The sequence below is a fragment of the Streptomyces griseorubiginosus genome, from assembly GCF_017614965.1.
Classification (GTDB): Bacteria; Actinomycetota; Actinomycetes; order Streptomycetales; family Streptomycetaceae; genus Streptomyces; species Streptomyces griseorubiginosus_B.
This window is the reverse complement of record NZ_WVUG01000289.1, coordinates 1-11225: the sequence shown is the minus strand read 5'-3', so window position 1 is coordinate 11225 and position 11225 is coordinate 1. Positions and strand designations below refer to the sequence as shown.

General features: G+C 71.6%; 11 protein-coding genes and 3 pseudogenes. 5 read left to right on the top strand and 9 right to left on the bottom strand.

The genetic code is table 11. The features are described 5' to 3' along the window. Positions 1-619: pseudogene (locus GRC12_RS35440) on the bottom strand (hypothetical protein); the annotation flags it as partial. A gap of 55 nt (positions 620-674) precedes the next feature. Beyond that, a complete protein-coding gene (locus tag GRC12_RS35435; protein WP_208784087.1) occupies positions 675-1277 on the bottom strand; it encodes an RNA polymerase sigma factor in 603 nt (200 codons plus the stop codon). Positions 1278-1366: 89 nt separating this feature from the next. Here GRC12_RS35435 and trpS point away from each other — a divergent pair, with 89 nt between their 5' ends. Beyond that, entirely contained in the window at positions 1367-2380 is a 1014-nt protein-coding gene (gene trpS / locus GRC12_RS35430; RefSeq protein WP_208784085.1) for a tryptophan--tRNA ligase, read from the top strand. 160 nt (positions 2381-2540) lie between these two features. Continuing rightward, the gene (locus GRC12_RS35425) at positions 2541-3119 is read left to right on the top strand and encodes a 2'-5' RNA ligase family protein (protein WP_133043147.1); all 579 of its coding nucleotides are present in this window, start codon (positions 2541-2543) and stop codon (positions 3117-3119) included. A 26-nt stretch (positions 3120-3145) separates the two neighbouring features. On the opposite strand, the gene GRC12_RS35420 is transcribed toward GRC12_RS35425, so the two are convergent. Next, on the bottom strand, positions 3146-3901 hold the full coding sequence (locus GRC12_RS35420) for a decaprenylphospho-beta-D-erythro-pentofuranosid-2-ulose 2-reductase (protein ID WP_208784083.1): 756 nt from the start codon (positions 3899-3901) through the stop codon (positions 3146-3148). A 130-nt stretch (positions 3902-4031) separates the two neighbouring features. Here GRC12_RS35420 and GRC12_RS35415 point away from each other — a divergent pair, with 130 nt between their 5' ends. After that, positions 4032-4985: a YihY/virulence factor BrkB family protein gene (locus tag GRC12_RS35415; RefSeq protein WP_208784082.1), complete on the top strand. Its 954-nt coding sequence runs from the start codon at positions 4032-4034 to the stop codon at positions 4983-4985. On the opposite strand, the gene GRC12_RS35410 is transcribed toward GRC12_RS35415, so the two are convergent. Further along, on the bottom strand, positions 4933-6210 hold the full coding sequence (locus tag GRC12_RS35410; RefSeq protein WP_368861585.1) for a D-alanyl-D-alanine carboxypeptidase family protein: 1278 nt from the start codon (positions 6208-6210) through the stop codon (positions 4933-4935). The genes GRC12_RS35415 and GRC12_RS35410 overlap by 53 nt on opposite strands. Positions 6211-6301: 91 nt before the next feature. Here GRC12_RS35410 and GRC12_RS35405 point away from each other — a divergent pair, with 91 nt between their 5' ends. Next, positions 6302-6541, top strand: coding sequence for an SCO4848 family membrane protein (locus GRC12_RS35405; RefSeq protein WP_133043145.1), 240 nt, complete (start codon positions 6302-6304; stop codon positions 6539-6541). A gap of 88 nt (positions 6542-6629) precedes the next feature. Further along, positions 6630-6926, top strand: a pseudogene (locus tag GRC12_RS35400) (metallophosphoesterase); the annotation flags it as partial. A 1-nt stretch (position 6927) separates the two neighbouring features. Here GRC12_RS35400 and GRC12_RS45980 read toward each other — a convergent pair. The 5 genes and pseudogenes from GRC12_RS45980 to GRC12_RS35380 all read right to left on the bottom strand — a co-directional run. Further along, a pseudogene (locus tag GRC12_RS45980) lies at positions 6928-7095 on the bottom strand (EamA family transporter); the annotation flags it as partial. Next, positions 7092-7589 (bottom strand): YbaK/EbsC family protein, encoded by a 498-nt coding sequence (locus tag GRC12_RS35395; RefSeq protein ID WP_208784080.1) that lies wholly within the window; start codon positions 7587-7589, stop codon positions 7092-7094. The pseudogene GRC12_RS45980 and the gene GRC12_RS35395, both read right to left, overlap by 4 nt. 42 nt (positions 7590-7631) lie before the next feature. After that, entirely contained in the window at positions 7632-8192 is a 561-nt protein-coding gene (locus tag GRC12_RS35390) for a cysteine hydrolase family protein (protein WP_133045862.1), read from the bottom strand. A 40-nt stretch (positions 8193-8232) separates the two neighbouring features. Next, positions 8233-8730 carry a hypothetical protein gene (locus tag GRC12_RS35385; protein WP_244374274.1) on the bottom strand — a complete coding sequence of 166 codons (498 nt, stop codon included), beginning with the start codon at positions 8728-8730 and terminating at the stop codon, positions 8233-8235. A gap of 157 nt (positions 8731-8887) precedes the next feature. After that, positions 8888-11098: an MMPL family transporter gene (locus GRC12_RS35380; protein ID WP_208784079.1), complete on the bottom strand. Its 2211-nt coding sequence runs from the start codon at positions 11096-11098 to the stop codon at positions 8888-8890. Positions 11099-11225: the final 127 nt, after the last annotated feature.

Here is an 11225-nt window from a genome sequence, read left to right as displayed (position 1 = left end):
CGCCCTCCCGCCAGCACAGGCTCACCAGATACCGTCCGTGCGGCTCGCCCGTCACCGTCACCGTGTCCGGCACCCCGAGCCGGTCCGGCACCAGCGGCTCGAAGCCGGCCCGGCGCCGCGCCTGACCGAGCGACACCGACCTGCCGCAGCCGGGCACCTCGGCGCCCGCCGAGGGCACCGCCGACGGGTCGTACCGCACCTGCACCCCGCCGTAGTCGAACCAGTCCAGGACCGCCGCCCGCACCGGAGGCGTGAGCGCGAGCACCGTCAGCAGGCCGCACAGCGCCGCGGTCAGCGAGCGCCACCGCGTCCGCGTCCAGCGCCGGACCGCACGCAGCCGCTCCCGTGCGCCCCGGGGTTCGGCGACCGGCACCGCCAGGTGCTCGGCCAGTATCTGCCCGAGCACCCGCTCCACCATCGTCTCGGAGCCGAAGGAACCGTCGCCGCGGCCCGCGCCCTCCGAGCCTTCCGCGTCGTCCGGGTCCAGTGACCGGCCCAGCGCCCGCAACTCGTCCGGCAGCCGGGCGGCACCGTCCTCAGGGCGCCACCGGTCACGCCCCCGCGCCCCCGCTTCCCGGTCGCCGGCACGGCCGCGCGGACCCCGGCCGCCGGCGCCCACCGGGCCCCGGCCGCCCTCACCGCCGTACGTGTCCCGTCCGTGCGCGTCCCGTCCCTCACTCACGCTCTTCACCCCCTTCCCGGGGCTCGAAATCCGGCAGGAGCCGGCCCAGTTTGCGCAGGGCGCGGTTGAGGCGGGACTTGACCGTCCCGCGCGGCCAGCCCAGGGCCTGGGCCGTCTCGGACTCGTCCATCTCCAGCAGATAGCGGTAGGTGACGACCAGGCGGTGCTCCTCGCTCAGCTGCTCCAGGGCGGCGAGGAGGGCCGCGCGGCGCTCCGTGTGCAGGGTCGCCACCGCCGGGTCCGCCGATTCCGGTATCAGCGGCTCCGCCTCCACGAAGGCCGCCTCCCGGCCGGCGAGCGTGCGCTGCCGGGCAGCCGTACGCACTGTGTTCCTCGTCTCATTGGCGACGATCGACAACAGCCACGGCTTGAAGGCCCTGTCCTCCCGGAACCTGCCCAGCGCGCAGTACGCCTTGACGAAGGCCTGCTGCACCACGTCCTCCGCGTCCGCACCCGCCCCGAGCGCCGCGGCCGCCCTGAGCGCGATGCCCGTATGGGCCCGCACCAGCTCCGCGTACGCCTCCGGCTCTCCGGCGCGCACGCGGGCGATCACCGCGGCCTCATCGACGATGCGGCCCCCCTCCCGCGTTCTCACACTCTTGTTACACCGCGCAGGACGGATCGGTTCCCACCTGTTTCCCACCTGTTCCGGATCGGCCCCGGAGACCTGAGAGAATGGTGAGCATGGCCTCAGATCGTCCCCGCGTGCTCTCCGGAATCCAGCCCACCGCAGGCTCGTTCCACCTCGGCAACTACCTCGGCGCCGTCCGTCAGTGGGTGGCCCTGCAGGAGACCCACGACGCGTTCTACATGGTCGTCGACCTGCACGCGATCACGGTCCCGCAGGACCCGGCCGAGCTGCGCGCCAACACCCGGCTCGCCACCGCCCAGCTCCTCGCGGCGGGGCTCGACCCCGAGCGCTGCACGCTCTTCGTCCAGAGCCACGTCCCCGAGCACGCCCAGCTGGCCTGGGTCATGAACTGCCTCACCGGCTTCGGCGAGGCCTCCCGCATGACCCAGTTCAAGGACAAGTCCGCCAAGCAGGGCGCGGACCGTGCCTCCGTCGGCCTGTTCACCTACCCGATCCTGCAGGTCGCCGACATCCTGCTCTACCAGGCCAACGAGGTCCCCGTCGGTGAGGACCAGCGCCAGCACGTCGAGCTGACCCGCGACCTCGCCACGCGCTTCAACGGGCGCTTCGGCGAGACCTTCACGATCCCGAAGCCGTACATCCTGAAGGAGACGGCGAAGATCTACGACCTGCAGGACCCTACGATCAAGATGAGCAAGTCGGCGTCCACGCCGAAGGGCCTCATCAACCTCCTCGACGACCCCAAGGCCACCGCCAAGAAGGTCAAGAGCGCGGTCACCGACACGGACACCGTCATCCGCTACGACGCCGAGAACAAGCCCGGCGTCAGCAACCTGCTCACCATCCACTCCACTCTCACCGGCAAGTCGATCGCCGAGCTGGAGCAGGAGTACGAGGGCAAGATGTACGGCGCGCTCAAGACGGACCTCGCCGAGATCATGGTCGAGTTCGTGACGCCCTTCCGGGAGCGCACCGAGCAGTACCTCGGGGACTCGGAGACGCTGGACTCGATCCTCGCCAAGGGCGCGGAGAAGGCGCGCGCCGTCGCCGCGGAGACCCTCGCGCAGACGTACGACAAGGTGGGCTTCCTGCCCGCCAAGCACTGACGCACCCGCGTACACAAGCACTGACGCACCCGCGTACAGACGTACCACAGGGCAGAGCGCTGCACATCACTACGGTTGCGCCTGCCCACAACACAGCCGTGGCCGTACAGTCGATAGCCGGACGGCTGAGAACAAATCCGTCACGACGACAGGAGACGACGTGGGGACCGTAACGATCGGCGTGTCGATCGCGGTCCCGGAGCCACACGGCAGCCAGATCCAGCAGCTGCGCGCGGGCTTCGGCGACGCCGCGGCGCACGGCATCCCCACCCACGTCACCCTGCTGCCGCCGACGGAGATCGACGGCGACGCCCTGGCGGCCGTCGAGGCGCATCTGACCGAGGTCGCCGCGGCCGGTCGCCCGTTCCCGATGCGGCTGCGGGGCACCGGGACGTTCCGGCCCCTGTCGCCCGTCGTGTACGTGCGCGTGGTCGAGGGCGCCGAGGCGTGCACCTGGCTGCAGAAGCAGGTCCGTGACGCCTCCGGCCCCGTGTCACGCGAACTGCAGTTCCCCTACCACCCGCACGTCACCGTCGCGCACGGCATCGACGAGGCGGCGATGGACCGCGCGTTCGAGGAGCTCGCCGACTACGAGGCCGACTGGCCCTGCACCGGCTTCGCCCTCTATGAGCAGGGCGCGGACGGCGTGTGGCGCAAGCTCCGCGAGTTCGCCTTCGGCGGGTCCGTGGTGCCGCCGCAGGCGGGGCACGTGGAACGCGGCACGATCAGCAGCCGGTAACACGGCCTTCCCACAGCCGGTGGGCGTCACAGCGGCAGCCGGCGGAACACCGCGCGCGGGAAGTGCCGCAGGGCCGACATCACCACCCGCAGCGCGCCGGGCACCCAGACCGTCTCCGAGCGTCGGCGCAGGCCCAGTTCGATCGCCGTCGCCACCGCCTCCGGGGTCGTGGCGAGCGGCGCCTCGGGCAGACCAGCCGTCATCCTCGAGCGGACGAACCCCGGGCGGACGACCATCACGTGCACGCCCGTGCCGTGCAGCGCGTCGCCCAGGCCCTGCGCGAAGGCGTCCAGGCCGGCCTTGCTGGAGCCGTAGATGAAGTCTGCGCGGCGGGCCCGTTCACCGGCGACGGAGGACAGCACGACGAGCGAGCCGTGGCCCTGTGCCTGCAACGCGCGGGCGCTCACCAGGCCCGCGGACACCGCTCCGGTGTAGTTGGTCTGCGCGACCCGCACCGCGGCGGCCGGATCGCGCTCGTCGCGTGCCTGGTCGCCGAGGACGCCGAAGGCGAGCAGCACCATGTCGACGGCGCCCTCCGCGAACACCTTGCCCAGGACGGCCTCGTGGGAGTCGGGGTCGAGCGCGTCGAAGGCGAGGGTGTGCACGTCCGGGCCGAGCGAGCGCAGGTGTTCCGCGGCCTGCTCCAGGGCGGGCGAGGGGCGTCCGGCGAGCCACACCGTGCGGGTGCGGCGGGCGATCAGACGGCGGGCGGTGGCGAGGGCGATCTCGGACGTGCCGCCGAGGACGAGCAGGGACTGGGGGAGGCCGAAGGCGTCAGGCATGACGGTGACCGTATCGCCGCCATGCGGGCGATCGGCGCAGAACATGCGTAACCTCCCCTGAACACGTCACATGCGCGTTCTTTCGGGGTACTCGCGCGTCGGGCATCCGTACCCGGGGCAGAGTCGGATCATGGACTGGCTGAAAAAGCTTCCCTTCGTGGGGCCGCTGCTGACGCGGGCGATGGCCACGCACGCGTGGCGGTCGTTCGAGCGTCTGGAGCGGGTGAAGTGGGCCCGGCTGGCCGCCGCGATGACGTTCACCAGCTTCGTCGCGCTGTTCCCGCTGCTCACCGTGGCCGCGGCGATCGGCGCGGCGCTGCTCAGCCAGAAGCAGCAGAGCGATCTGCAGGACAAGATCGCCGAGCAGGTCCCCGGCATCTCCGACCAGCTCGACATCAACGGCCTGGTGCAGAACGCCGGCACCGTCGGTCTCATCGCCGGCGCCCTGCTGGTCTTCACCGGCATCGGCTGGGCCGGTTCGACGCGGGAGTGTCTGCGCGCGGTCTGGGAGCTGCCGGACCCGGAGGAGAACTTCCTCCTGCGCAAGGCCAAGGACCTCGGCATCCTCATCGGCCTCGGCGGCGCCGTCCTGGTCACCCTCGCCGCCTCCACCGTCGCCTCCGCGATGGTCGGCTGGATCACCCGCCAACTCGGCATCGAGAAGGGCGGCTGGGGCGGGATCCTGCTGTACGTCGCCGCGTTCACCGTCGCCGTACTGGCCGACTTCCTGCTGCTCCTGTACGTCCTCACCCTGCTGCCCGGCGTCGAGCCGCCGCGCCGCCGCCTGGGGGTCGCGGCGCTGACCGGCGCAGTCGGCTTCGAGCTGCTGAAGACGCTGCTCAGCGGCTATATGCAGGGGGTGGCGGCGAAGAGCATGTACGGCGCCTTCGGCGTCCCGGTCGCTCTGCTGCTGTGGATCAACTTCACCTCGAAACTCGTGCTGTTCTGCGCCGCCTGGACGGCGACGCAGAGCAAGGAGCAGGAGCTGCGCGAGGAGGAGGGCGAGGAGCGGGCCGGGGTGGTGCGCAAGGTCAGGGACGAGGACGACGACGTACCAGGTCGGGCAGCGGCCAGCGGCGGTTGACCACGAACGCGGCGCCCGCGAGCAGCACCACCACCCCGCCGGCGATCCCCAGCGCGATCCCCATGCCGCCGGAGCGGGCCTCGGCCGCCGCCTTCGTCGACGCCTTCGCCGAGGGCGCGCCGGACGGGTCGCCGGCCCCGCCGGCCTGTCCCTCGGCGCCCGGCTGCGCGCTGGCCTGGGCGCTCCTGGGCGGCACCAGCTCACCGACCGGGCGGGCCTTGCCGGCCGCCTTGAAGCCCCAGTCGAAGAGCTTGGCGGTCTCCTTGTAGACCTCGTTGTGCTCGTTCTTCTCCGGGTGCATGACGGTCACCAGCAGCACCCGCCCGCCCCGCTCGGCGACGCCCGTGAAGGTCGCGCCCGCGTTGGTGGTGTTGCCGTTCTTGACGCCCGCGATGCCCTGGTAGACGGAGATGTCGGAGTCGCCGGCCAGCAGCCGGTTGGTGTTCTGGATCTCGAAGGACTCGCGGACGGTCTTGCCCTTCTTGTCCTTCTTCGTCTCGCCCGGGAACTGGGCGCGGACCGTCGAGCAGTACGCGCGGAAGTCCTTCTTCTGCAGCCCGGAGCGCGCGAACAGCGTCAGGTCGTAGGCCGAGGAGACCTGCCCCGGGGCGTCGTAGCCGTCGGGGGTGACCACGTGCGTGTCGAGGGCCTGCAGCTCCTCGGCGTGCTGGTTCATCTCCCTGACGGTGTTGTCGACGCCGTCGTTCATCGCCGACAGCACGTGCACGGCGTCGTTGCCGGAGCGCAGGAAGACACCGAGCCACAGGTCGCGCACGGAGTACGTCTCGCCCTCCTTTATGCCGACCATGCTGGAGCCGGCGCCCATGCCGGCCAGGTCGGTGGGCGCCACCTTGTGCTTCTCACCGCTCGGGAACTTCGGCAGCACCGTGTCCGCGAACAGCATCTTCATCGTGCTCGCCGGAGGCAGCCGCCAGTGCGCGTTGTGCGCGGCCAGCACGTCCCCGGACTCCGCGTCCGCGACGATCCAGGAGCGCGCCGTGATGTCCTTCGGCAGCACCGGGGCGCCTCTGCCCAGGTCGACCTGGGTGCCCGCCTGTCCGAGGCGGCCGCCGCCCACGCTCGACATGCGCGCAGGGGGAGTGGCGGAGGGACTGGCGGACGGACTGGGGGCCGCGAGGGCGACGGGCGCGGTCAGCGCGAGCGACGACAGGGCGGCGGAGGTGACCAGCAGGGATCGCCTGGCGGTCTTCTGGGGAGCGGACACGCACGAGAACGTACATGGCACCGCGCGTGAAGTCCCACCCAGCACCCCACCCCGGGCCCGGAGCCACGCGGACGCCGGTGATACTGAACGTATGAAGCTCAGCCGCCCGGTCTCCTGGTTCCTGCTCGCCTTCGGGGTGTGGAGCTGGGTCATCTGGGTCACTTTCGTCAAAAACCTGGTCAAGGACAGCAGTGGGCTCGCGTTCGACGACGGTCGCCCCACGGCGTACTTCTGGGTGCACCTGACGCTCGCCGTCGTTTCCTTCGTATTGGGGACGGTCATCGGCGGCATCGGGTTGCGCGGACTGCGCGCATTGCGCCGCACTTCATAACCGCCGAAAAGCCGCCAACCGGACAGTCGTCGACCAGTCGGGCCGCCAACCGGACAGCCGTCGACCAGACAACGGGGAGCCACCGCAGGTGATCATCGTCTTCGCGTTGCTCGCGCTCGTCGTCCTGGTGGCGGCCAACTGGTACCTGTGGCGCCGCCTGTTCCGCGACACCACCCGGGGCCCCGGTCTGGTGCGACGGGCCGGCGCGGTGGCGATCGCGGGCGGCTGGGTGCCGGCGGTCGGCGCCCTGGTCGCCGAGCGCGCGGGCGCCCCCTTCCGGCTGCAACAGGTGCTCGCGTGGCCCGGTTTCCTGTGGCTGGCGCTGTCCGTCTACCTGCTGCTGGCGGTGGTGGCGGCCGAGGTCGTACGGCCACTGCTGCGACGGCTGCCGCCGGGACCGGGACGAACGGCATCATCGCCAGCCCGATCAGCGATCCGCCGCCCGCGATCAGGGTGAAGCCGACCAGCTTGTCGGTGATGCGGTGGGCGATCGCGTTCCAGCTGGCGTGCGTGACCGCGGCGGCCAGGACGGCCGAGGCGACCAGCGGCGTCACGAGGTGCGCTCGCGCACGTCCACGAGGGTGGCGCCGGCGTGGGCGACGAGGTCCTTGGGTTCCATCGGGAAGACGCTGTACGGCGTCCCGGCCGCCGCCCACACCACGTCGTGCGCGAGCAGTGAACGGTCCGCCAGTACCCGCGTCCTGGTCAGGTGCCCGAAGGGCGGCACGCCGCCGATCGCGTACCCCGTGGTCTCCCGCACGACGTCCGCCCTGGCCCGCGTCACCTTCCCGGCGCCGAGTTCCGCGCGCACCAGCTCGACGTCGACCCGGGAGGCTCCGTCCATCAGGACCAGCACCGGCACCCCGTCCGCCGCGAAGATCAGCGACTTGCAGATCTGGCTCAGCTCGCACCCGATCGCCTCGGCGGCCTCCGCCGCGGTACGGGTCGCCTCGGGGAAGCGGCGGACGCGGGCGTTGAGGTCGTCGAGGCCGAGCTCCTTCAGAGCCGCGGCGAAACGTGGATGGGCTGCCGATTCCAAAGCCGTCATGAACGGCACGCTAGCGGTACGTGTATGCGGCAGGCGACCGGGTTAACCGCGCTGACCGAACGTCACGGCCTTGGTCTCCGTCACCGCCGCCGTCCGCCCCGGCGCCCCCTGCCAGCGCCAGTACAGGTTCGTGTGGGCGATGACCTGGTCCGGCGGCGGGGCGCCCCACTCGCGCTGGTCGTTGGCGGTGTGCGCGTCGGCGACGAGGGTGACGTCGTAGCCCCGGACGAACGCCCCGTGGATCGTGGAGCGTATGCACGCGTCCGTCTCCGCGCCCGTGACGACGAGGTGGCCGACCCCCGCCTCGGCGAGGACCCGCTCCAGGTCGGTGGCCTCGAAGGAGTCGCCGTAGTTCTTGTGCACCAGGGGCTCGGAGTCGCGGCGTGGCAGCTCGGGCACGTACTGCCAGTCGTCGCTGCCCTTCTCGAGCCCTTCGTCGGAGTGCTGGACCCAGACGACCGGGACGTCCTCGGCGCGGGCCTTGTCGACGAGGGCGGCGATGTTGGCGACGACGGTGTCCCGCTCGTGCGCGGACGCGACGACGCCCTGCTGGACGTCGATCACCAGCAGGGCGGTGTTGGGCCGTTCCTGAAGTGTGGTCATGGGGTCACGCTAGAGGGGGCCACTGACAATCGCCCACGACTCAGGCCCACGGAGCGTCCGCGGCCGTCGTCTCGGCCGCCGTGTCCCGCGCCGCCATCTCCCGCGCCGCCGTGTCCCGCGCCGCCTGCGCCCGCGCCCGGCGTCCCGCGGCCAGGCCGCCCGCCGCTCCCACGGAGACCAGGCCCATCATCGCGGCGGCGAGGACGCCCTTGACGCCGTCCATCGTGAAGTACAGCGCCACGGCCGTACCGCCGTTGAAGAGGAACAGGAACCACAGCGTGCCGGGGCGGCCCAGGAACGCCTTGATGCGCGGCTTCTTCGCGATCCGCGAGCCCGCCAGCAGGGCGACGACCGCCCCGGCCCCGCTCACCGCGTTCTTGGCGGTGCCGTCGAACACCGCCCCGGCCGCCGTGCTCGCAGCGAGGCCGGCCACGAAGAAGCCCCACAGCAGGGCGTCGGCGACGGCCTTGCGGACGGTGGCGGTGAAGGAAGGGGTGACGGAAGTGGTGACGGACGTCGTGGACCGGGCGTGCCGCATGGGAGGGGCCTTTCGGGAGGGGGTCCGCCGGCGGATCCGCCGGCGTGATCCACGATCCCGTCCGGCGCCCCGCACAACGAGGGAGCGGCCTCCCGAACCCGTGGTGTAGCGCACTACACCCCGCAGCTCAGGAGGCCGCCGCCGGCTCCCGGAAGGCTCAGGCCCGTACCAGCTCCCGCTCCTCGTCCGGATCGATGTCCTTCGTGCCGTCCAGCGTCTTCAGGCCCTCGCCCTCGACGTCCACGTTGGGCAGCGCCCGGTCCAGCCACTTCGGCAGCCACCAGGCCCTGCGGCCGAGCAGCGCCAGCACGGCCGGGACGATCGCCATGCGGACGACGAACGCGTCGAAGAAGACCGCGATCGCGAGGCCGAAGCCGATCATCTTGATCATGGACTCGCTGGAGCTGATGAACCCTCCGAAGACGGCCATCATGATGACCGCGGCGGCCGCCACCACCCGAGCGCTGTGCCGGAACCCGGTGACCACGGCCTGGCCGGGCGTCTCGCCGTGGACGTACGCCTCCCGCATCCGGGTCACGAGGAACACCTCGTAGTCCATCGCGAGACCGAAGACCACGCCCACCATGAAGATCGGCATCATCGACATGATCGGGCCGGTCTGTTCGACCCCGAGGAGCCCGCCGAGCCAGCCCCACTGGAAGACCGCGACCACGGCGCCGAGCGCGCCGAGCACGCTGAGCAGGAAGCCGAGGGCCGCCTTCAGCGGGACCAGGATCGAGCGGAAGACCACGATCAGCAGCAGGAAGGCGAGCCCCACCACCAGGCCGAGATACGGGATCAGGGCGTCGTTGAGCTTCTGCGAGAAGTCGATGTTCATCGCGGTGGTACCGGTGACCAGCACCTTCGCGTCCGTGTCGGCCTTGATGTCCGCGCCCTTGTCACGGATGGCGTGGACGAGGTCCTCGGTCTGGACCGAGGACGGCTTGGACTTGGGGACGACGGTGATCATCGCGGTGTCGCCGGCGTCGTTGAAGTGCGCCGGGGTCACCGCCGCGACGTCCCCGAGGCCCTTGATCGCGTCGGTCACCCGGGAGGCCGCCGCCTGAGGGTCGGCGCTGTCCTTCGCGTCGGTGACGATCAGCAGCGGCCCGTTGAAGCCCGGCCCGAAGCCCTCCGACAGCAGGTCGTAGGCGCGGCGCTGGGTGGTGGAGGTCGGCTGGGAACCGTCGTCGGGCAGGCCCAGTTCGAGCTGCGTGGCGGGTACGGCGACAGCGCCGAGGCCGACCACGCCGAGCAGCAGCACCGCGGCGGGACGGCGGACGACGAAACTCGCCCAGCGCTCGCCGAGACCGGGCCTGCCGGGCGCGTCGGAGGCCTTCTTGCGCCGCTTCTCGCCCGCCGCCCGTACCCGCCGGCCCGCGTAGCCGAGCAGCGCCGGGATCATGGTGAGGGCGATGAGAACAGCCACCACGACCGTGCCCGCCGCCGCGAGGCCCATCTTGGTCAGCATCGGGACGCCGACGACCGACAGGCCCGCCAGCGCGATCACGACGGTGAGGCCCGCGAAGACCACCGCCGAGCCGGAGGTGCCCACCGCGCGGCCGACCGCCTCCTCGCGGTCGCGGCCCTCGGCCAGCTCGCCGCGGTAGCGGGAGACGATGAACAGGGCGTAGTCGATGCCGACCGCCAGGCCGATCATCAGCGCCAGCGTGGAGGTGGTGTCGCCGAGGTCGAGAGTCTTGGCGAGCGCGGTGATGGTGGAGACGCCGATACCGACGCCGATGATCGCCGTCAGCAGCGGCAGTCCGGCCGCGACGAGCGAGCCCAGGGTGATGACGAGGACGATCGCGGCGATGACGAGGCCGACGACCTCGCCGGCCCCCCCGGCCTCGGCCCCGGACTGCAGCGCGTCACCGCCGACCTCGACGGTCAGCCCGGCGTCCCGTGCCTGCTGGGCGGTGTCCTCCAGGGCGGTGCGGGAGGCGTCCTTGAGCTCCATGCCGGATTTGTCGTACCGCACGGAGGCGTAGGCGACCCTGCCGTCCTTGCTGACGGCGTGCTGCTTGAACGGGTCGTCGACGGAGGTGACCTCGGAGCCGTCGGCCAGCGCCTTCACCGTCTCCTCGACGGTCGCCTTGTTGCCGGCGTCGGTCATCTTCTCGCCGGCCGGGGCCTTGAAGACGACCCGCGCGGTGGCGCCGTCGGAGCTCGTGCCGGGGAAGCGCTGGTCCAGCAGGTCGAAGGCCTTCTGCGCTTCGGTGCCGGGGATCGAGAAGGAGGTGGAGCCGGCGGAGGGCGCGCTGGCGGCGGCGACCCCCGCGAGGGTCAGCAGGGCCACCCAGAACAGGGCGACGAAATGCCGTCGCCTGAAGGCGAACCGGCCGAGTCGATAGAGGAACGTGGCCACGGAGGCGTGTACTCCCGGTCAGGTCGTGGGGTCTTTCAGGGCAGGGGTGATCACCCGCGGGGAGGCAAGGGTGATCGTCCCGACGACGTGAGCGGTGACGTCAGGTGCTGGGGAGAGGGGTGGGGAG

Bases quoted from the DNA above. Each gene is read 5' to 3' on its own strand.
- GRC12_RS35385 (WP_244374274.1), bottom strand. From the start codon at position 8,730: ATGCGGCACGCCCGGTCCACGACGTCCGTCACCACTTCCGTCACCCCT.
- GRC12_RS35390 (WP_133045862.1), bottom strand. From the start codon at position 8,192: ATGACCACACTTCAGGAACGGCCCAACACCGCCCTGCTGGTGATCGAC.
- GRC12_RS35420 (WP_208784083.1), bottom strand. From the start codon at position 3,901: ATGCCTGACGCCTTCGGCCTCCCCCAGTCCCTGCTCGTCCTCGGCGGC.
- GRC12_RS35415 (WP_208784082.1), top strand. From the start codon at position 4,032: ATGGACTGGCTGAAAAAGCTTCCCTTCGTGGGGCCGCTGCTGACGCGG.
- trpS (WP_208784085.1), top strand. From the start codon at position 1,367: ATGGCCTCAGATCGTCCCCGCGTGCTCTCCGGAATCCAGCCCACCGCA.
- GRC12_RS35395 (WP_208784080.1), bottom strand. From the start codon at position 7,589: ATGACGGCTTTGGAATCGGCAGCCCATCCACGTTTCGCCGCGGCTCTG.
- GRC12_RS35405 (WP_133043145.1), top strand. From the start codon at position 6,302: ATGAAGCTCAGCCGCCCGGTCTCCTGGTTCCTGCTCGCCTTCGGGGTG.